The sequence below is a fragment of the Variovorax paradoxus genome (assembly GCF_009755665.1).
Classification (GTDB): Bacteria; Pseudomonadota; Gammaproteobacteria; order Burkholderiales; family Burkholderiaceae_C; genus Variovorax; species Variovorax paradoxus_G.
Window position 1 is genome coordinate 3,608,082 of sequence record NZ_CP046622.1, and the last position, 19,096, is coordinate 3,627,177.

Consider the following 19,096-nt stretch of genomic DNA (forward strand, 5'->3'; position numbering starts at 1 on the left):
GCGGAAAATCCTGACGCATGCTGCATTAGGATGGTTCTTCCGCAGCCCGGCCGACATACCCGCTGGCCGCGTCTTCTCCGTGAATCGCTTCCGTACCTCCAAGACTCGCAACCCTCAAGAAACACATGCTTGATCGCCGATCCTTCCTTGCCGCTGGTGGTGCCGCCGCCGCACTCGCCGCCCTTGGACTACCCGAAGAGGCATTGGCCGCCAATGGCCTCAAACTGAGCCAGCCCGCGCCCTTCTCGTTCGACCGCCTCGTCGCGCAAGCCAGGCGCCTGGCCGCGCAGCCCTATGCAGCAGCCACGCCGCTCGCACCCGATGTGCTGGAGAGAATCGACTACGACGCACACGGCAAGATCAAGTTCGACCCCGCCAACGCCCTCTTCCGCGACGGGCCCGGCGCCTTTCCAGTCACCTTTTTTCACCTGGGCCGCTTCTTCCAGACGCCGGTGCGCATGCACGTGCTTGAAAACGCAGGCGGCGACGTGTTTGCACGCGAAGTGCTCTACAGCCCCAGCTACTTTTCGATGCCGCCCGACAGCCCGGCGCGCGCGCTGCCGGCCGGAGCCGGCTTTGCAGGCTTTCGCCTCCAGGAAAGCCGTCTGGGCGACCAGAGCAAACTCGACTGGCAGAAGAACGACTGGGTCGCGTTTCTAGGCGCGTCCTATTTCCGCGCGATCGGCGAGCTGTACCAGTACGGCCTGTCGGCACGCGGCCTCGCGGTCGATGTGGCCGTGCCCGACAAGCCTGAAGAATTTCCGACCTTCACGCGCTACTACTTCGAGACGCCCGCGGCCAACAACACCACCTCGATGACGGTCTATGCGCTGCTCGAAGGGCCGAGCGTCACGGGGGTGTTCAAGTTCGTGATGCAGCGCGGCAAGGCCGTGATCATGGACATCGATTCGCGCCTGTTCCTGCGCCGCGACGTGTCGCGCCTCGGGCTGGTGCCGCTCACCTCGATGTACTGGTATTCGGAAACCATCAAGCCCACCGCCATCGACTGGCGCCCCGAGGTGCACGACTCCGACGGCCTTGCCATCTGGAACGGCGCGGGCGAGCGCATCTGGCGCCCTCTCAACAACCCGACGCAAACGCGGGCCTCGGCGTTTGCCGACACAAGGCCGCGCGGCTTCGGCCTGCTGCAGCGCGACCGCGTATTCGACAACTACCAGGACGGCGTCAACTACGAAAAGCGCCCGAGCCTCTGGATCGAGCCGCAGGGCGACTGGGGCGAGGGCTCGGTGCAGCTGATCGAGATTCCCACCGATGACGAGATCCACGACAACATCGTCGCCTTCTGGGTGCCCAAGGCCGACGCGAAGGCGGGCGCGAGCTACAGCCTGCAATACCGCCTGCACTGGACCGACCAGGAACCCTTTCCCTCCCCGCTCGCACGCTGCGTGGCAACACGCATCGGCCGCGGCGGTCAGCCGGGCCAGCCGCGGCCGCCGGGCGTGCGCAAGTTCATGGTCGAGTTCGTCGGCGAGCCGCTCACGACCGTGCCCTTCGGCGTGAAACCCGAACTGGTGCTGACCGCGCCGCGCGGCAAATTCTCCTACGTGTTTGCCGAGGCCGTGCCCAACGGCGTGCCCGGCCACTGGCGCGCGCAGTTCGACTTCACGCCCGAAGGCAACGAGCCCGTCGACATGCGGCTCTACCTGAAGACCGGCGACAAGACGCTCACGGAAACCTGGCTGTATCAGTTCCAGCCGAGTTGATCGCCATCAGCGCCCTGCGCGTGGGTTGTAGGGCGCGAAGAGTTCCACGGCCCAGTCGACGAACACGCGCAGCTTGGCACTGAGGTGCCGGTTGGCGGGGTACACCACGTGCAGCGGGTACGGCGGCGGCGCCCAGTCAGGCAGCACCTCCACCAGCGCGCCGCTTGCGAGGTGCGGCGCGGCCATTGGATAAAAGACCTGCGACACGCCCATGCCGGTAAGCACGGCCGTGATCTGCGCGGTGCTTTCGTTCACGCCCACCACGGTGCGGCCATGGATCTCGATGCGCTCTTCGCCATACGCATAGCGCAGCGGAATCGGGCGGTTGCTCAGCGATGAGAAGTAGCCCACCACGCGATGCGCACCGTCGCCGAGGTCCGCCGGCGTCTTGGGGATGCCATGGCGCTCCAGGTAGGCCGGCGTGGCGCAGGTCACGAAGGGCAAGGTCGCGATCCGGCGCGCCACCAGCGTCTGGTCGCTCAGTTCGCCGGCACGGATCACGCAGTCGACCGCATCGCCGATCAGGTTCACCGGCCGGTCGCCCACGCCGATCTCGAGTTCGATCTCCGGGTACCGCGCGTGAAATTCCGGCAGTTGCGGAATGAGGATCATGTTGGCAAACGACGAGCCGACATCCACCCTCAGCCGCCCGCGTGGATTCGCCTGCGCGTTGCTGAGATCCGATTCGATCTCTTCCAGCTCGGCCAGCACGCGTGCCGTTCGCTCGTAGTAGGCGGCACCCTCTAGCGTGACGGTCACGCGCCGGGTCGTGCGCTGCAGCAGCTTCACACGCAGATGCGTCTCGAGCTGCTGCACCAGCTTCGTCACGGACGGCTTGGGCATTTGCAGCGAATCGGCTGCCCGGGTGAAGGTGCCGGCCTCGACCACACGGGCGAAGACACGCATGGCGGCGATCTGGTCCATTGCCCGATTATTAGTGATTCGTGAATAAACAAATCCGCCGCAGCGTCTTGGTTGGCGGGGGTATGGCGCCCAAACTCCTTTTTCTGTTCAACGCTGCCTCGCAGCAATCAAAGGAAGAATTCCCATGTCCCAACCCAAGCTCAACGACAAGATCGCCCTCGTCACCGGTGGCACCAGCGGCATCGGCCTGGCCACCGCGCAACGCTTTGTGGCCGAAGGCGCCTACGTGTTCATCACGGGCCGCCGCCAGGCCGAACTCGATGCGGCCGTGAAAACCATTGGCCGCAACGTGACGGGGGTGCTCGGCGACGTGTCGAATCTCGCCGATCTCGACCGTCTCTATGCGGCCATCAAGGAACAAAAGGGCCGGCTCGATGTGCTCTTCGCGAACGCAGGCGGCGGCAGCCTGCTGCCGCTGGGGCAGATCACCGAGGAGCAATTCGACAAGATCTTCGGCACCAACGTGCGCGGCCTGCTCTTCACCGTGCAGAAGGCGCTGCCGCTGATGCCGAAAGGGGCGTCGATCGTCCTCAACGCCTCGATCACCAGCATCAAGGGCACGCCCGCTTTCAGCGTCTACAGCGCCACGAAGGCGGCAGTGCGCAGCTTCGCGCGCAGTTGGGCGGTGGACCTGAAGGATGCCGGCATCCGCGTCAACGCTGTGAGCCCCGGCGTGGTGCCTACCCCGGCCTATGACCTTCTGGGCCTTACGGAGGAACAGGTGAAGGGTTTCATCGATTCACAGGCGCAGAATATTCCGCTTGGCCGGGTGGGCACGCCCGACGAGATCGCCAAGGCAGTGGTGTTCCTGGCCTCGGACGACAGCAGCTTCGTGCACGGCGCCGAGCTCTTCGTCGACGGCGGCATGGCGCAGATCTAGGCGATCAGCGCTTCTTCACCGACACCAGCTCGACTTCGAAGTTGAGCGTGGCGTTCGGCGGAATCACGCCGCCCGCGCCGCGCGTGCCGTAGGCAATGGCCGGCGGGCAGGTCAGCTTGGCCTTGCCACCTGGCTTCATCTTCTGCACGCCCTCGGTCCAGCACGGAATCACGCCGTTGAGCGGAAACTCGGTGGGCTCGCCGCGGCTGTAGGAGCTGTCGAACTCCTTGCCGCTGTCGGGAAAGGTGCCGCGGTAGTGCACCTTGACCACGTCGGTTGCGGCCGGCGAGGCGCCGGTGCCTTCCTTCAGCGATTGATAGACCAGCCCGCTCGGCGTGGTGACAGGGGCCGATTGCGCCCAGGCACCGGACACGGCACATACGGAAAGAACAGCAGCACAGACGAGCGACGAAGAAGAAAAGGACTTCACGGAATACCTCGGAAGGATGGAAAAGCATGATTATGGCGAGCGGTGGAACAGCCCTTGCTTTGCTGCATGTGCACTGTCAACATCCGCAAAAAGAGAGGAACGCTCCATGCAGTCCATCGAAGCCACCCCGGTCGCTGTCCCTGTTCCGGCCGGCACCGGCCACCTGAAGAAGGTGCTCGGCCCCATCCAGCTCTGGGGCATTGCGGTGGGCCTCGTCATTTCGGGTGAATACTTTGGTTGGAGCTACGGCTGGAACACCGCCGGCACGCTCGGCTTTCTGGTTGCCACGGTGCTGGTGGCCACCATGTACACCACCTTCATCTTCAGCTTTACCGAGCTCTCGACAGCCATTCCGCATGCGGGCGGGCCCTTTGCCTATGCAAGGCGCGCCTTCGGGCCCACGGGCGGTTTCGTGGCCGGGTTTGCCACGCTTGTCGAATTCGTCTTTGCGCCGCCGGCCATTGCGCTGGCAATCGGCGCCTACCTCAACGTGCAGTTTCCGGGCATCAACCCGAAGTGGTTTGCACTGGGCGCCTATGTGATTTTCATCGGGCTCAACTGGATCGGCATCGGCATTGCGGCGGCCTTCGAACTCTTCGTGACGGTGCTGGCAATCTTCGAGCTTTTCGTGTTCATGGGCGTGGTCACGCCGGGTTGGTCGATGGCCAACTTCGTTTCCAACGGCTGGGCGGGCGGCAACGTGCTCAACGGCGCGGCCATCTCGGGCATCTTTGCGTCCATACCTTTCGCGATCTGGTTCTTCCTGGCGATCGAAGGCGCGGCCATGGCGGCCGAAGAAGCACGCGACCCGCACCGCACCATTCCCATTGCCTACACCACGGGCATCGTCACGCTGGTGGTGCTGGCCTTCGGCGTGATGATCTTCGCGGGCGGCGTGGGCGACTGGCGCAAGCTCGCCAACATCAACGACCCGCTGCCGCAAGCCATGAAGGCGGTGGTGGGCGACAGCAGCGGCTGGCTGCACATGCTGGTGTGGATCGGCCTGTTCGGGCTGGTCGCCTCGTTCCACGGCATCATCATGGGCTACTCGCGCCAGATCTTCGCGCTGGCGCGTGCGGGCTATCTGCCGCGCTACTTTGCCGGCCTGAGCCCGCGCTTCGATACGCCGCACCGCGCGCTGGTGGCCGGCGGAGTGATCGGCGGCGTCGCTATCTTCAGCGACGAGTGGGTGCAGTTCGGCGGCCAGACGCTCACCGCCAACATCGTGACCATGGCGGTGCTCGGCGCCATCGTGATGTACCTGATCTCGATGGCCGCGCTCTTCAAGCTGCGCAAGAGCGAGCCCGAATTGCTGCGCACCTACCGCGCACCGCTCTATCCGGTTTTTCCGGCCATCGCACTCGGGCTTGGCGTCGTGTGCCTCGGTGCCATGGTGTGGTTCAACGCCATGCTCACGCTGCTGTTCCTGGTGCTGATGGCGGCGGCTTATGGCTACTTTCTTTTGACCTCTGCACAACGCAAGGCGGCGGCGCCCGACGAGATGCTTTCCTCGCCTCCGGCCGCCTGAAGGAAAGATGCGCTACCGCACCACCATCGCCGGACAGGTCTTCGCATTCGACGACCTGAAGCAGGTCATGGCCGTTGCCAGCCCGGCGCGTTCGGGCGACTATCTTGCGGGCATTGGCGCAGCCACGGCGCAGCAGCGCATGGCGGCGCGCCACGTGCTGGCCGAGACGCCGCTCAAGCAGTTCCTGAACGAAGCGCTGATTCCCTACGAGAGCGACAACATCACGCGCCTCATCGTCGACAGCCACGACGCGCAGGCTTTTGCGCCGGTGTCGCATCTCACGGTGGGCGACTTCCGCAACTGGCTGCTGTCGGAACAGGCCACCACCGAGGCACTGACGGCGCTGGCGCCCGGCCTCACGCCCGAGATGGTGGCGGCCGTGTCCAAGCTCATGCGCAACCAGGACCTGGTCTCGGTCGCCAGGAAGTGCAGCGTGGTCACCCGCTTTCGCGACACCATCGGCCTGCCCGGCCACCTGGCCGTGCGCCTGCAGCCCAACCACCCCACCGACGACCTGCGCGGCGTGGCGGCCTCCACGCTCGACGGGTTGCTTTATGGCGCGGGCGATGCGGTGATCGGGCTCAACCCGGTGTCCGACAGCATGCAGGTGCTGGGGCGTTTGCTGCACATGCTCGACGAAGTGATCCAGCGCTTCGAGATTCCTACGCAAAGCTGCGTGCTCACGCATGTGACCAACACGCTCAAGCTGGCGGAAGCGGGGGCTCCGGTGGACCTGGTGTTCCAGTCGATCGCTGGCACCGAAAAGGCGAACCTCTCTTTCGGCATCACGCCCGAGCTGCTCGACGAAGCCTACGCAGCCGCGCTGGCACTGAACCGGGGCACGGTCGGCAACAACGTCATGTACTTCGAGACGGGCCAGGGCAGCGCGCTTTCGGCCAATGCCAACTTCGGCGTCGACCAGCAGACCTGCGAGGTGCGCGCCTATGCCTTGGCGCGGCGCTACAAGCCGCTTCTCATCAACACGGTGGTCGGCTTTATCGGGCCCGAATACCTTTTCGACGGCAAGCAGATCATCCGCGCCGGGCTGGAAGACCACTGCTGCGGCAAATTGCTGGGCCTGCCCATCGGCTGCGACATCTGCTACACCAACCATGCAGAGGCCGACCAGGACGACATGGACAACCTGCTGGTGCTGCTCGGCACTGCGGGCATCAACTTCATCATGGGCATTCCGGGCGCGGACGACGTGATGCTCAATTACCAGAGCACCTCGTTCCACGACGCGCTGTTCCTGCGGCAGACGCTGGGCCTGAAGCGCGCGCCAGAATTCGAGGCCTGGCTGCAGCGCATGCAGATCACCAATGCCGCGGGGCAGCTCGCGCCGCCTTCGGCCAACCGCCTGCTGGCCGACATGAGCGGGCTAAACGCACTCGCGCCATGAGCGGCGATTCCGTCACGCCAAACCCCTGGGGCCAATGGCGCTCGGCCACGCCTGCGCGGCTGGCGCTGGGCCGCGCCGGCGCCGGCATGCCGACCGACGAGACGCTGCGCTTCGGCTGGGCACATGCCATGGCGCGCGACGCCATTCACGCGGCGCTCGACGTCGATGCGCTCGAAGCCACGCTGCGCCAGCAGAACTGGGACACGCTGCACGTTCGCAGCCGTGCGGAAGACCGCACCACTTATCTGCGCCGGCCAGACCTGGGACGGCAACTCGACCCCGCCGACGCGGAGCGCCTGCGCGACGCGACAAAGCCTGGATGCGATGTCTGCCTGGTCATCGGCGACGGCCTTTCCTCGCTCGCAGTGGCGCGCCACGCGGCGCCGCTGCTGGCTGCGTTGCGTTCGCACTTGCCCGCCGAAACCCGCTTCTCCCCCGTCGTGATCGCCACGCAGGCGCGCGTTGCGCTGGCCGATGAGGTGGGCGAACTCTTCGGCGCCGCCCTCTCGGTCATGCTGATCGGCGAACGCCCGGGCCTCAGCTCGCCCGACAGCCTGGGCATCTACCTGACCCATTCACCCAAGCGCGGCCGGCACGACGCCGAGCGCAACTGCATCTCGAATGTGCGTCCCGAAGGCCTGCCCTGCGAAGCCGCCGCGTTCAAGCTGGCATGGCTGATGCAAGAGTCCTTGCGCCGGGGGCTGACCGGCGTCGGCCTCAAGGACGAGAGCGACTTGGCGGTGCTCGAATCACCCCAGACAACGCCACCACTGCCGCGCTGAGCGCCAGCCCCTTGTCGAAGTGTCACGAGCGTCCCATACGCTCGCGGTCCGGTTCATCCCTGCACAAGTACAAGGTACACAACAATGCAACGCCGCCTCGTCCTCCTCACCCCGCTTGCTGCCGCGCTCGCCGCTACCGGCTGCGCCAGTCTCTCACCCGCCAAAGGCCTCTCGCCGGGCCGCTGGGACGCATTCAACCGGTCGCAGATCGAAGACCTGATCGCGAGCCTCGGCAAGGGAAGCCCGGGCTACAACGCCGCCAAGCCGCCTTATGTGGTCTTCGACTGGGACAACACCAGTGTGTTCCTCGACATCGAGGAAGCCTCGCTGATCTACCAGCTCGAAAACCTGGTGTTCGGTGCCACGCCCGCGCAACTTGAAGTGGCGCTGCGCAAGAACATCCCGAAGAAAGACTTTCTTCCGGCGCACAACAATGCGGCGGGCAAGCCGGTCAACATCGATCTGCTGGTGCCGGACATCGTGGCGAGCTACACGTGGCTCTACCAGAACTACAGCGGCCTCAAGGGCACCCAGCCGCTCGTGGCGGTGAAGCTGAGCCCGCACTACATCGCGTTCACCACCAAGGTTCGCTATCTCTACGAAGCCATTGGCGACACCTTCGACCACGACACGGCCTACCCCTGGGTGATCTACCTCTTCGTCGGCATGACCGAAGCGCAGGTGCGCAAGCTCACGGCGGAAACGGTGGCGTGGCAGTTGAAGGAGCCGGTGGCCAAGGTGAAGTGGACCTCGCCCGCGGCCCTGCCCGGCCAGGCGGGCGTGGTCTCGGTCAGCTGGAAGAACGGCCTGCGGCTGCAGCCCGAGATGCAGGAGCTGTACGCCGCCTTTCGCAACGCGGGCTTCGATGTGTGGGTGTGCTCCGCGTCCTTTGTCGACGTGATCAAGGAGATCTCGTCCAACCCTGCCTTCGGCTACAACAACCCGCCCGAACGCGTGCTGGCCATGGAGCTGGACCGCGATGCCAACGGCGTCATTCAGGCGGAATTCCGCCGCGGCTACGACCAGACGCAGGGCCCCGGAAAGACCAAGAATATCCAGCGCTTTCTGGTCAGCAAATACGGCTATGGCCCATGCTTCATTGCCGGCGACAGCGAGGGAGACCAGAACATGATGGCCGACTTTGCCGACACGAAGAAGGTGCTGATCGTGAACCGCCTGCGCGACCCGAAGACCGACATCGGCAAGTTCTCGGTCATGGCGGTGCAGAACTACGGCAAGCCGGACACGCGCTACCTGCTGCAGGGTCGTGACGACAACACGGGCCAGTGGGTGGCTTCGCAGCTGCACACACCGCTGGGTGCCGCGCAAGGCAAGGCGCTGAAATAGGCGTACGGGCGCGGCGGGCGGTAGCTGCTCATGAGGGAGTTGCCTATGATCATGGCACTGCCCTCAGGAGACAAAACATGGCCGAGCGCTACCCCCTTGCCGAGCTGAAAGACCTGCCCGAAGACATCCGCACTGCCATCCTCGCGGTGCAGGAGAAGGCCGGTTTCGTGCCCAACGTTTTCCTCGCGCTGGCGCGTCGCCCGGCCGAGTGGCGCGCCTTCTTCGCCTACCACGACGCGCTGATGCTGAAGGAAGAAGGCTCGCTGACCAAGGGCGACCGCGAGATGATCGTCACCACCACGAGCGCGGCCAACCAGTGCCTCTACTGCGTGGTGGCGCACGGCGCGCTGCTGCGCATCTACGAGAAGAAGCCGCTGGTGGCCGACCAGGTGGCCGTGAACTACCGCAAGGCCGACATCACGCCGCGCCAGCGCGCGATGCTCGACTTTGCAATGAAGGTCTGCGAACGCTCACATGAAATCGACGAGGCGGACTTCAGCGCATTGCATGCCCACGGCTTCGACGATGAGGACATCTGGGACATCGCCTCCATCACGGCCTTCTTCGGCCTGAGCAACCGCCTTGCCAGCTTCAGCGGCATGCAGCCGAACCCCGAGTTCTTCCTGATGGGGCGGCTGCCCCGCGAAAAGAAGTAGAGGCAGGAAAGGCCCTCAGGCCTTGTTTCTGCAGGAAGCGAGGGCGTCGAGGGTAGGCTTGTAGGTGGAGTTGGCCACATCCATCAGCCCGAGCACCGTGTGATAGAGGTTGTCGTGCGTGAGCGGCGTATCAAGGCCCGCTTCCATGCACGGCCGGGAGAGCTTGCGGCGCTCGCTCATGCCCTGGCTGAACCAGGTGACCATGGGCACGTGCTTCTGCGCCTCGGGCGCAAAGCTGTACGGCACACCGTGCAGGAACAGGCCGTATTCGCCCAGCGATTCGCCGTGGTCGCTCACGTAGAGCAGTGCCGGGTCGTATTGCCCCGATTGCGCCTTGAGCCAGTCGATGGTCTGGCCCAGGAAGTGATCGGTCTGGGCGATGGAGTTGTCGTACACGTTCTGCAGCTCCGCATGGCCGCACTCCGCCAGTGCGTTGGTCTTGCATTCGGGCAGGAAACGCTTCACCTCCGGCGCCGAACGCTTGTAGTAGGCCGGCCCGTGGCTGCCCATCTGGTGCATGACCAGCACCACGCCCTTTGCGCGGCGCTCGGCCGGCAGCGCCGCAATGCGCGCATCCAGGCCTTTGAGCATGACGTCGTCCAGGCACTCCTCGCCGTCGCACAGCGCGCTCTTCTGCGCCGGTGAAAGGCTGTCGAACGCCGAGGCATTCGGAATGCGCGTGCAGACATCCTTGCAGCCCGCCTGGTTGTCGAGCCACAGCACGGCCAGGCCGGCGGCCTGCAGCACGTCGACCAGGTTCTCGTAGTCGTCCTTGCGCGATTCGTAGCCTTGCTTGCCCAGCGGCGAGAACATGCACGGCACCGACGCGAGCGTGTTGGTGCCGCACGAATGCACATCGCGGTAGCTCAGCACGCCCCGCGCGGCCAGCTCGGGCGTGGTGTCGCGCGCGTAGCCGTTCAGGCCGAAGTGGTCGGCCCGCGCTGTTTCGCCCACCACCAGCACGAACATCGGCGGCCGGGCCTGCCCGGCATAGCTCGCGCCCAGCGCCGTGCCGGCCGTGATGGGAATCAGCTTGCGGCTACGCTTGAACAGGGGCTTGATGAGCACCGAGCCGGCCGAATAGAGGCTTGCCACCGGGTTCATCATGTAGCGCAGGTGGATGTTGTTGCGCATCAGCGGCGCGAGCTGCCGGTTCATCGACACGGCCGCGGCCAAGGCTACCACCACGGCCAGCACCAGCAGCGCCGCGTTGCGCCAGAGCTTGCCGACAAAGCGCATCGGCATGATGCGAGCGCGCCAGAGGGCCACACCCGGCAGCAGCACGACCAGCAGCACATGAAGGGCCATGCGCCAGCTCATGAGGTCGCGCGCCTCGTTCGGATCTGTCTGGAGCACGTTGGCGATCATGGTCGGGTCCATGACCACCCGGTACTCGAGCATGTAGTGCTGCACGAACGCAGCCAGCAGCACCACCGCAAACCACAGCGGCTTCATCCAGCGAGACCATGCGGTGAACGACAGCAACGCGACCGTCGCGCATACCATGAGCACGGCCATGGCTGCGCTCGTGGGCAGGTAGGTGCTGGGCGCGCCGCCAATGCGGGCCAGCTCGTCCCACAGCGGCCAGTTGGCAGCCGCGGCAAGATAGACGGCGAGATACACCACCACGCGTTGCGCAGTGCGCGGCCGGGCGAACCAGCCATCGATGCGCAACCACAGCGCTTGCGCGAACGCCAGGTACGGCGCGCCGGCTGAGGGCAACTCCATGCCCCGCGCGGGCGCGGGCTCGATTCGCGTGAAAGACATGCACCGACTGTAGGAAGCGCAACTGAAGGAAGCCTGAATTGCGCGTTCAGCCGGTGTTCAGAATCGGACTCTCAGGCCCGGGCTCGTCGCGCCCTCAGCCTAGGCCGCATGTAGGCCCTGAGCGCCAGGTTGAGCGGCCGGCTCACGCGGCGCTCCACCAGGATCGACAGCAGCGCGGCGAGCATGGCGCCAACGAGCACGTCGAGCGGAAAGTGCAGCCCCAGGAACACACGGCTCCATCCGACAACGGCGGCCACCACCAGCGCCGCGACCATGGGCGCCCGCCACGGCAGGCACCACAGGGCAAACGCCGCGGCAAAGGTGCCGGCGGCATGCAGGCTTGGAAAGCCGGGCCGCGCGCCCTGCGGCGCCCACTGGATTCCGAGCCCATAGAACGCGGGCCGCTGGAACGGCATGGCCGAGCGGAACACGTTCACGAAGAGCCAGACCGCCAGCACGCTGACCAGCGCCGTGAAAAAGGCATACCGCAAGCGCCTGTCGACTGCCGCGCCTCCAATGATCGCAAGAGCCAGCAGGGTGGGCAGCACGTCGGAGGCAAAGCGCGCGAAATGAATGCTCCACGCCGGCGCCGCAGCGCCCGCGTTCATCAGCTCGAACAGCGCAATATCAAGAGCCTGCATTCAACGGGGCGCGTTCGGCGGCGGGTTGGGCGGCAGGTTCGGCGACAGACGGCCGAGAGTTGCGAGGCGCGGCAATCAGTTCAATAGCGAAGCCGACAGCCCAGCAGATCCAGGCGGTCCACAGCGTGTGGCTCATGTAGTGCGCACCACGCATCTGCTGCGACGCGCCCAGCACGAGCCCGGCGACCAGCGATGCGCCGAGCCAGGCGATTGCCGCTCGCGGCGACACCCGGCGCAGCACGAAATAGCCCCCCGCGTAGGCGAAGGCAGCCGAAGCATGGCCGGCCGGGAAGCAACCGCCCGGGCCGCCGTCGTACACCTTCCAGGCCCAGTGCGACACGTGGCTTGCCACGCCGCCGAACTCCTTCAGGTCCCAGGGGCAACTTGTGTGGCTCGCATGCTTGAGCATGCTGATTGCAACCACCGAGAACAGCACCGTAACAGCCAGCTGCACCCGCGCCCGAAGGGGCAACTGCCGCAGAATGCCCAGCGGCCAGCGGATACCGGCGAACAGCGCAACGACGAACACCCAGCTCAGGTTCTTGGCGCCTTCATGCATCACGCGGACAAGAAACACGTTGTCCCGCCACGGAAAGCCCATGGGCGTGCCCGCGAGGCGTGCCAGCGCAAGATCGCCCTGGGTTGCGTCCCACGCGAGCAGCAGGGCCAGCAGGAGAAGGGTCACCCCTCCCAAGCGAACATTCGAGGGATTCGGAAGATTCGGAACACGCGTCATGAGCAGAAAAACCAGCAAGCCTGAAAACCCTTCCAGCCTACGTTCGTGGCCTGAACCGATCCTGAAGCGGCCTGAGCGGGAACTGACACCGCCCGGCCGCGCCACCGTCGGCGCTAGACTTCGTTTTTTTGAAAGATGACCTCGCGTGCGCATATTGCTCGTCGAAGATGACAGTGCGTTGGCAGACGCCGTCTGCAGCTATCTGCTCGCGAAGGCGTTCGTCGTCGACGTGGCGCCCAGCCTTGCCGAAGCGCGCGGCGCCCTGCTGTCGGTGCAATACGCCGCGGTGCTGCTCGACCTGCACCTGGGCGACGGCGACGGCCTTTCGCTGCTGCCGCAGGTGCGCGCGCTGCGCGAGCCGCCCATCGTCATCGTGCTGACCGCGCGCGACCAGGTAACCGACCGCATCCGCGGGCTCGACGCCGGCGCGGACGACTACCTCATCAAGCCCTATGACCCGGCCGAGCTGCTGGCACGGCTGCGCGCCGTCGAGCGAAGGCGCAGCGCCGGAAGCTCGCCGGTGCTGCATCTGGGGACGCTGGAAATCGACCTGGCGCAAGACCGCGTCCGCAAGGACGGGAACCCGGTCGTGCTGACCCAGAAGGAATGGGCCCTGCTGCGCGTGATGGCCACGCGCCCCGAACGCATCCATACCCGCGAAAACCTTGCAGATGCGCTCTACGGCTTTGGCGACGAGGCCGACAGCAACACGCTCGAGGTTTTCATCAGCCGGCTGAGGCGCAAGCTGGGCAAGAGCCACATCCAGACGCTGCGCGGCCTCGGCTACCGCCTGTCGACATCGGCGGGCGACGACGAATGAGCACCGCACTTCCAGAAAACGGCCGCGATACGCTGGCCGGCCGGCTGACTCGCACCCTCATAGTCTGGGTGGGCGGCGTGTGGATGCTCTGCGTGCTGGCAGTGGTCTGGTATGTGGACCGCGAGATCAACCACAACTTCGACAACGAACTGGTCGAGGTGTCGCACCGCATGTTCGACATGGCGGTGCAGGAGCTCGACAAGCTGCAGCAGGCCGGCACTCCCGCCGAAACGCCGATGATCGCGCCGAAGCAACTGTTTTCGGAAGACGCGGTGAAGTACCAGGTCGTGGACATCCACGAGCACGTGCTGCTGCGGTCGGCCGAGGCACCTACCAGTGCCTTCGACGTTCCGCTTGCCTCGGGCTTCGCAAACAACCAGACCTGGCGCATCTACACCGTGCGGCATCCCACGCGCGGGCTCTACTTTCAGGTGGCCGATCCGCTCGACGAGCGGCGTTCGGCGCTGAACCGCACGCTCTTCGGCCTGATCATTCCGCTTGGTGCCGTGCTGCCGCTCCTGGCGCTGGTGCTGCGCAACGTGGCCCGAACCGAACTGCGGGTGCTGCAGCAGCTTGCAGGCGAGATCGAAAAACGCAGCGGGTCCGACCTGCGGCCCATTGGTCTGCCCGGCCTGCCGCGCGAGCTGCGCTCCGTGGGCGACCACGTCAACAGCCTGCTGGAGCGGCTGTCGCATTCGCTCGACGTCGAACGTGCCCTGGCCGCCAATGCGGCGCACGAGCTGCGCACGCCCCTGGCCGCGGCACGGCTGCGCCTGCAGACCGCGCTCGAACACGACCTGCAGCGCCACGATGTGCAGGCTGCGCTCGATGCACTGCAAATGCTGAGCCATCGCACCGAAAAGCTGCTGCAGCTGTCGCGGGCCGAATCGGGCGCGTCGCTTGCGCGTTCGCAGGTCGACCTGGTCCAGCTTGCCGGTGCGGTGGTGCAGGAGTTCTGGAACGATCCACAAGTCAACGAGCGCCTGGATCTCAAGCTGCCCGATAGCGCCGCCCCCGTCGCGGTCGGTGATGTCGATGCGCTCGCGATCGCGCTGCGCAACCTGGTGGAAAACGCACTGCGCTACAGCAGCGGCGCCCGGGTGGTGGTGGAGGTGATGGCTCCCTGCACGCTCGCGGTGCGCGACTTCGGCCCCGGCGCGAGCGCTGCGCAGCTCGCCTCTTTGCAGCAGCGCCATGTGCGCCACAGCTCCGATCGCGCGGGCTACGGGCTGGGGCTGTCCATCGTGGGCACCATCGTCGAAAAGCACGGCGCGAGGCTCGAACTCGCCTCGCCACCGGCGGGCGCCACCAGCGGCTTCGAGGCGCGCATCGTGCTGCCGCAGGCCTGAGCGTCAACCGCCCTATTCGCTTACCACCGCGCGCAGCCAGTCCGGCAAGGGCAACGCTTTCTGCTTCGGAAAGTCGACCCAGATCGTGGTTGCCCCGCCCGCGGCGCAGATCACGTCGGGGGCCTCGGCGCGCGCCATGGTGGCCCAACTCTCGAACGTGGTGCGCGCAGGGTCGCTCACGTACATCTTGATAAGCACGTTGCCGGGATATTCGATCTGCCGGTAGAAATTGCAAAAGGCGTTGACGATCACCATGCCCTCGCCGCCGGGGGTGGGCTCGATGCCGAGCGAGCGTATCCAGTCGATGCGCGCGGTTTCCAGGTAGCGAAAGTAGGTGCCGTTGTTCAGGTGCCCCATGGCGTCCATGTCGCCCCATCGGATCGGGATCGACATTTCGAACACGAATTTTTTCTTTTCAGGGATTTCGATTCTCATCGGTGAGCCTTGATGGATGCGAGGATGCCAAGAACGAACAGAAGCGCGGCCACCAGTTCGGTAGCCTGCGGCCAGCGGCCGTCCCAAAGAAAGGAATAGAGCAAGGCGAACAACGTCTCGCTCACGATCAACTGGCCGCACAGGCTGGCCGACAGGCGCTGGCTCGCGATATTCCACAGAATGGTAGCGAGCCATGAAGAACCGAACCCGCCTGCCAGTGCGAGCCAGACGAAGAGCATGCCTTGGGGTTGCGCGCGAAGCGTGGCCACATCGCTGCCCGCCGCCACCCACAGCAGCAGTGCGCCCACACCGGTCGCGATGCCAAGCCAATTGGCCCAGTCGGTGGCGTTGAGCTCGGCATGGCGCTGCAACCACGCGGCGTTGAGAAGGCCGTACACCGTCCAGCTTGCCATCGCGCAAAGTGCCAGGGCAATGCCCCAGCCGAAGCGCGCGCCGTCTCCGGCAAGACCGTGCCGCGCCGACCAGGCGCCGTAGACCATCAGCGCCATGCCCGCGCCCGTGAGCACCAGGCCGGGCAGCAGCGCCCGCATGCGCAGCCCCGCGGGCCGGCCGAGCAGCATCATCCAGACCGGGATGGTGCCGATGATGAGGCTGGGCACCTCGGTTCCCGCCGCCGCGATGCCGAAGGCCAGCAGCAGGTAATAGCCGCTGAACCCCAGCACGCTGAGGCCCAGCGCCGCCAACGCCTGCTGCCTGTTCGGCCAGCGCAGCGAAGCGGGCCGCGTGAACACTGCCAACCCCGAGATCGCACCGAACACCGCGAAACGCGCGGCCGTGATGTCGACCATGCCGAAGTGGCCCACCATGCGCGGCGCCACGAACACCAGGCCCCAGAGCGCACCCGCGCCCAACCCGGCGGCAATGCCGACCCAGGCGCGCGGCGTCAGAGCGCGAACCCGTCGTCGGCGGCGATGACCGCGCCGTTCACGAAATGGCTCTGGCCGCTGGCCAGCAGCACGATGAGGCCGTCCAGGTCTTCAGGCTTGCCCACGCGTTTGCGCGGCAGCATGCTCACGAGCTTGGCGCCGCCTTCGGAGGCCCAATGGTCTTCGTTGAGTTCGGTGGTGATGTAGCCGGGGCACAGCGCATTCACGTTGATGCCGAAGCGGCCCCACTCGAGCGCCATGGCCTTGGTCATCTGCACCACGGCGGCCTTGCTCATGCAATAGGCGCCGATCTGCGGCATGACCTTGAGCGCCGCCACCGAGGCGATGTTGATGATGCGCCCGCCGATGTAGGTGCCCGGCGCCGATCCCTTGGCGCGCGCCAGCATGCGCTTGCCTACTTCCTGCGCCACGAAGAAGGAGCCCTTCACGTTGGTGTCGAAGATGTAGTCGTAGTCGTCGGGGGTGACGTCCTGCAGGCGCTGCGTGGTGCTCACGCCCGAGTTGTTGACCAGGATGTCGATGGGGCCCACTTCGGTTTCAGCGCGCGCCACGGCGGCCTTGATGCTGCCGATTTCGGTCACGTCGAGCTCGACCACATGCGCATCGCCGCCCTCGCCTTCGATGCGGGCGCGCAGTTCCTTGAGCTTTTCGACCCGGCGGCTGGCCAGCACCACCGCGGCGCCGGCGCGCGCCAGCGTTTTTGCGAACTGCGCGCCCAGCCCGCTGGAAGCGCCGGTAACGAAAGCCACGCGGCCCGAAAGGTCGATGCTGTAAGCCATGAAAAGCGGTCCTGTTGAGTCGTTGCCGAGTCGCCGAGGTGACGCCCTGCACTCACATAAAATGTTTCGCGCCCTCGAAGCGTCCGAGCCTCAAATCATTATCGACGAGACCCACATGACCCACGACGAAATCCTCGCCCAGTTCGGCCCCCGCGAATCCATGGAATATGACGTGGTGGTCGTCGGCGGCGGCCCGGCCGGCCTGTCGACCGCCATCCGGCTCAAGCAGCTGGCCGCGCAGCACGAAAAGGAAATCTCGGTGGTGGTGCTCGAAAAGGGCTCCGAGCCCGGCGCACACATTCTCTCGGGCGCCATCATGGACCCGCGCGCGCTGAACGAGCTGCTGCCCGACTGGAAGGAGCAAGGCGCTCCGCTGAACCAGCCCGTCACCGACGACGCGATGGTGTTCCTGGGCGAAAAATCGGGCCTGCGCACCCCCAGCGCCTTTCTGCCGGCCTGCTTCCAGAACCACGGCAACTACATCATCAGCCTTGGAGCCTTCACCAAGTGGCTGGCGCAGCAGGCAGAAAACCTGGGTGTCGAGATCTTCCCGGGCTTTCCGGCGGCCGAGGTGCTCTACAACGAGAACGGCTCGGTACGCGGCGTGGCCACCGGCAACATGGGTGTGGGCAAGGACGGCGAGCCGACCGAGAACTTCCAGCTGGGCATGGAGCTGTTGGGCAAGTACACGGTGTTTGCCGAAGGCGCGCGCGGCCACCTGGGCCGCCAGCTCATCGCCAGGTTCAAGCTCGACGAAGGCCGCGATCCGCAGACCTACGGCCTGGGCGTGAAGGAAGTGTGGGAAATCGACCCCAAGCGCCATCAGCCGGGCTTTGTGCTGCACACCGCCGGCTGGCCGATGAAGAGCGACACCTACGGCGGCGCGTTCCTCTATCACATGGAGGACAACAAGATTTCCATGGGCTTCATCACGGGCCTGGACTACAGCAACCCCTACCTGAGCCCATTCGAGGAAATGCAGCGCTGGAAGCTGCACCCCAACATCCGCTGGTACCTCGAAGGCGACGAGGCCAAGGGCATCAAACCGGCCAAGCGCATCGGCTACGGCGCGCGCGCCATCACGGCCGGTGGCCTGTTGTCGCTGCCCAAGACGGTGTTCCCGGGCGGCGCGCTGGTCGGCTGCGAGGCGGGCTACCTGAACGTGAGCCGCATCAAGGGCAGCCACGCCGCCATCAAGACGGGCATGCTGGCCGCCGAAGCCGCCTTCGACGCAGTGCAGGCCGGCCGCCAGCACGACGAGCTCACGGCCTACCCGGCCGCGTTCGAGAAGAGCTGGCTCTACACGGAGCTGAAGAAGGCGCGAAACTTCAAGGCCTGGTTCAAGAAGGGGCTGGGCATTGCCACGTTCATGAACGGCATCGAGCAGTGGCTGCTGAAGGGCAACATTCCGTGGACCCTGCACCGCAACAAGCCCGACCACATGTATCTCAAGCCGGCGGCGGAGTGCAAGCCCATCGTCTACCCGAAGCCGGACGGCAAGCTCACGTTCGACCGGCTGTCGAGCGTGTTCATCAGCAACACCAATCACGAGGAGCAGCAGCCGGCCCACCTGACGCTCAAGGATGCGTCGGTTCCAGTGAACATCAACCTCTCGAAGTTCGCCGGTCCTGAAAGCCGCTACTGCCCGGCTGGTGTGTACGAGTTCGTGGGGACCGATGACGGCAAGCAGCGCCTGCAGATCAACGCGCAGAACTGCGTCCACTGCAAGACCTGCGACATCAAGGACCCGACGCAGAACATCGTGTGGGTTACGCCTGAGGGGGGCGGTGGGCCTAACTACGTGGGGATGTAACTCCTCCAGGTTGTTGTTTTAGGCGCTCTTGTTCAGGGCGCTCTGGTTCTGGGCTGTCTTGTTGAGGGCTCTTGTTCAGGGCTTGTGCAAAGGCCACCGGGTACTCCCCTCCGCGAATGTCCCCCGCCTTCGGCTCCTCCTTTATTTCGCTGCGGGGAGCACCCGATGCCCTGTG

18 protein-coding genes are annotated in these 19,096 nt (G+C 65.6%); 10 read left to right on the plus strand and 8 right to left on the minus strand.

The features are described 5' to 3' along the window. Nucleotides 1–125 precede the first annotated feature (125 nt). Nucleotides 126–1,724: a glucan biosynthesis protein gene (locus tag GOQ09_RS16790; protein ID WP_157614545.1), complete on the plus strand. Its 1,599-nt coding sequence runs from the start codon at nt 126–128 to the stop codon at nt 1,722–1,724. A 6-nt stretch (nt 1,725–1,730) separates the two neighbouring features. On the opposite strand, the gene GOQ09_RS16795 is transcribed toward GOQ09_RS16790, so the two are convergent. Further along, nucleotides 1,731–2,648, minus strand: coding sequence for a LysR family transcriptional regulator (locus tag GOQ09_RS16795; protein WP_157614546.1), 918 nt, complete (start codon nt 2,646–2,648; stop codon nt 1,731–1,733). Between the two features lie 124 nt (nt 2,649–2,772). Here GOQ09_RS16795 and GOQ09_RS16800 point away from each other — a divergent pair, with 124 nt between their 5' ends. Further along, nucleotides 2,773–3,528, plus strand: a complete 756-nt coding sequence (locus tag GOQ09_RS16800; RefSeq protein ID WP_157614547.1) for a glucose 1-dehydrogenase — start codon at nt 2,773–2,775, stop codon at nt 3,526–3,528. 4 nt (nt 3,529–3,532) lie between these two features. On the opposite strand, the gene GOQ09_RS16805 is transcribed toward GOQ09_RS16800, so the two are convergent. Then, entirely contained in the window at nt 3,533–3,958 is a 426-nt protein-coding gene (locus GOQ09_RS16805; RefSeq protein WP_157614548.1) for an FKBP-type peptidyl-prolyl cis-trans isomerase, read from the minus strand. A gap of 106 nt (nt 3,959–4,064) precedes the next feature. Here GOQ09_RS16805 and eat point away from each other — a divergent pair, with 106 nt between their 5' ends. The 5 genes from eat to GOQ09_RS16830 all read left to right on the plus strand — a co-directional run bounded on the left by eat (nt 4,065) and on the right by GOQ09_RS16830 (nt 9,673). Then, on the plus strand, nt 4,065–5,486 hold the full coding sequence (eat, locus tag GOQ09_RS16810; protein ID WP_157614549.1) for an ethanolamine permease: 1,422 nt from the start codon (nt 4,065–4,067) through the stop codon (nt 5,484–5,486). Nucleotides 5,487–5,493: 7 nt separating this feature from the next. After that, the gene (locus GOQ09_RS16815; protein ID WP_157614550.1) at nt 5,494–6,888 is read left to right on the plus strand and encodes an ethanolamine ammonia-lyase subunit EutB; all 1,395 of its coding nucleotides are present in this window, start codon (nt 5,494–5,496) and stop codon (nt 6,886–6,888) included. After that, entirely contained in the window at nt 6,885–7,670 is a 786-nt protein-coding gene (gene eutC / locus GOQ09_RS16820; protein ID WP_157614551.1) for an ethanolamine ammonia-lyase subunit EutC, read from the plus strand. Before GOQ09_RS16815 ends, eutC begins: the two co-directional genes overlap by 4 nt. Nucleotides 7,671–7,754: 84 nt before the next feature. Then, a complete protein-coding gene (locus tag GOQ09_RS16825) occupies nt 7,755–9,017 on the plus strand; it encodes an HAD family hydrolase (protein WP_157614552.1) in 1,263 nt (420 codons plus the stop codon). Nucleotides 9,018–9,094: 77 nt separating this feature from the next. Further along, on the plus strand, nt 9,095–9,673 hold the full coding sequence (locus GOQ09_RS16830; RefSeq protein WP_157614553.1) for a peroxidase-related enzyme: 579 nt from the start codon (nt 9,095–9,097) through the stop codon (nt 9,671–9,673). A gap of 15 nt (nt 9,674–9,688) precedes the next feature. Here the strand turns inward: GOQ09_RS16830 and GOQ09_RS16835 are convergent, their stop codons facing one another. The 3 genes from GOQ09_RS16835 to GOQ09_RS16845 form a co-directional block, all read right to left on the minus strand. Then, the gene (locus tag GOQ09_RS16835) at nt 9,689–11,440 is read right to left on the minus strand and encodes a phosphoethanolamine transferase (protein ID WP_157614554.1); all 1,752 of its coding nucleotides are present in this window, start codon (nt 11,438–11,440) and stop codon (nt 9,689–9,691) included. 71 nt (nt 11,441–11,511) lie between these two features. After that, nucleotides 11,512–12,081: a phosphatase PAP2 family protein gene (locus tag GOQ09_RS16840; RefSeq protein ID WP_157614555.1), complete on the minus strand. Its 570-nt coding sequence runs from the start codon at nt 12,079–12,081 to the stop codon at nt 11,512–11,514. Then, nucleotides 12,068–12,817 (minus strand): phosphatase PAP2 family protein, encoded by a 750-nt coding sequence (locus GOQ09_RS16845; RefSeq protein WP_157614556.1) that lies wholly within the window; start codon nt 12,815–12,817, stop codon nt 12,068–12,070. Before GOQ09_RS16845 ends, GOQ09_RS16840 begins: the two co-directional genes overlap by 14 nt. A 145-nt stretch (nt 12,818–12,962) precedes the next feature. On the opposite strand from GOQ09_RS16845, the gene GOQ09_RS16850 reads away from it, so the two are divergent. Further along, complete coding sequence (locus GOQ09_RS16850; protein WP_157614557.1) at nt 12,963–13,637, plus strand: winged helix-turn-helix domain-containing protein; 675 nt, start codon at nt 12,963–12,965, stop codon at nt 13,635–13,637. Beyond that, complete coding sequence (locus GOQ09_RS16855; RefSeq protein WP_157614558.1) at nt 13,634–14,986, plus strand: ATP-binding protein; 1,353 nt, start codon at nt 13,634–13,636, stop codon at nt 14,984–14,986. The genes GOQ09_RS16850 and GOQ09_RS16855 overlap by 4 nt, the downstream gene beginning before the upstream one ends. Nucleotides 14,987–14,998: 12 nt before the next feature. On the opposite strand, the gene GOQ09_RS16860 is transcribed toward GOQ09_RS16855, so the two are convergent. The 3 genes from GOQ09_RS16860 to GOQ09_RS16870 are packed head-to-tail and all read right to left on the minus strand — an operon-like array spanning nt 14,999 to nt 17,108. Beyond that, nucleotides 14,999–15,421, minus strand: coding sequence for an acyl-CoA thioesterase (locus GOQ09_RS16860; protein WP_157614559.1), 423 nt, complete (start codon nt 15,419–15,421; stop codon nt 14,999–15,001). Then, entirely contained in the window at nt 15,418–16,266 is an 849-nt protein-coding gene (locus GOQ09_RS16865; RefSeq protein ID WP_157616745.1) for a DMT family transporter, read from the minus strand. Before GOQ09_RS16865 ends, GOQ09_RS16860 begins: the two co-directional genes overlap by 4 nt. 59 nt (nt 16,267–16,325) lie before the next feature. Continuing rightward, entirely contained in the window at nt 16,326–17,108 is a 783-nt protein-coding gene (locus GOQ09_RS16870) for an SDR family oxidoreductase (protein ID WP_157614560.1), read from the minus strand. A 115-nt stretch (nt 17,109–17,223) separates the two neighbouring features. On the opposite strand from GOQ09_RS16870, the gene GOQ09_RS16875 reads away from it, so the two are divergent. Then, on the plus strand, nt 17,224–18,921 hold the full coding sequence (locus GOQ09_RS16875) for an electron transfer flavoprotein-ubiquinone oxidoreductase (RefSeq protein WP_157614561.1): 1,698 nt from the start codon (nt 17,224–17,226) through the stop codon (nt 18,919–18,921). Nucleotides 18,922–19,096: the final 175 nt, after the last annotated feature.

What these genes read in the sequence shown, in the direction of transcription:
- GOQ09_RS16855 (WP_157614558.1), top strand. Translation starts at nt 13,634, where the DNA reads ATGAGCACCGCACTTCCAGAAAACGGCCGCGATACGCTGGCCGGCCGG.
- eat (WP_157614549.1), top strand. Translation starts at nt 4,065, where the DNA reads ATGCAGTCCATCGAAGCCACCCCGGTCGCTGTCCCTGTTCCGGCCGGC.
- GOQ09_RS16815 (WP_157614550.1), top strand. Translation starts at nt 5,494, where the DNA reads ATGCGCTACCGCACCACCATCGCCGGACAGGTCTTCGCATTCGACGAC.
- eutC (WP_157614551.1), top strand. Translation starts at nt 6,885, where the DNA reads ATGAGCGGCGATTCCGTCACGCCAAACCCCTGGGGCCAATGGCGCTCG.
- GOQ09_RS16825 (WP_157614552.1), top strand. Translation starts at nt 7,755, where the DNA reads ATGCAACGCCGCCTCGTCCTCCTCACCCCGCTTGCTGCCGCGCTCGCC.
- GOQ09_RS16800 (WP_157614547.1), top strand. Translation starts at nt 2,773, where the DNA reads ATGTCCCAACCCAAGCTCAACGACAAGATCGCCCTCGTCACCGGTGGC.
- GOQ09_RS16795 (WP_157614546.1), bottom strand. Translation starts at nt 2,648, where the DNA reads ATGGACCAGATCGCCGCCATGCGTGTCTTCGCCCGTGTGGTCGAGGCC.
- GOQ09_RS16840 (WP_157614555.1), bottom strand. Translation starts at nt 12,081, where the DNA reads ATGCAGGCTCTTGATATTGCGCTGTTCGAGCTGATGAACGCGGGCGCT.
- GOQ09_RS16860 (WP_157614559.1), bottom strand. Translation starts at nt 15,421, where the DNA reads ATGAGAATCGAAATCCCTGAAAAGAAAAAATTCGTGTTCGAAATGTCG.
- GOQ09_RS16830 (WP_157614553.1), top strand. Translation starts at nt 9,095, where the DNA reads ATGGCCGAGCGCTACCCCCTTGCCGAGCTGAAAGACCTGCCCGAAGAC.
- GOQ09_RS16845 (WP_157614556.1), bottom strand. Translation starts at nt 12,817, where the DNA reads ATGACGCGTGTTCCGAATCTTCCGAATCCCTCGAATGTTCGCTTGGGA.
- GOQ09_RS16870 (WP_157614560.1), bottom strand. Translation starts at nt 17,108, where the DNA reads ATGGCTTACAGCATCGACCTTTCGGGCCGCGTGGCTTTCGTTACCGGC.
- GOQ09_RS16790 (WP_157614545.1), top strand. Translation starts at nt 126, where the DNA reads ATGCTTGATCGCCGATCCTTCCTTGCCGCTGGTGGTGCCGCCGCCGCA.
- GOQ09_RS16875 (WP_157614561.1), top strand. Translation starts at nt 17,224, where the DNA reads ATGACCCACGACGAAATCCTCGCCCAGTTCGGCCCCCGCGAATCCATG.
- GOQ09_RS16835 (WP_157614554.1), bottom strand. Translation starts at nt 11,440, where the DNA reads ATGTCTTTCACGCGAATCGAGCCCGCGCCCGCGCGGGGCATGGAGTTG.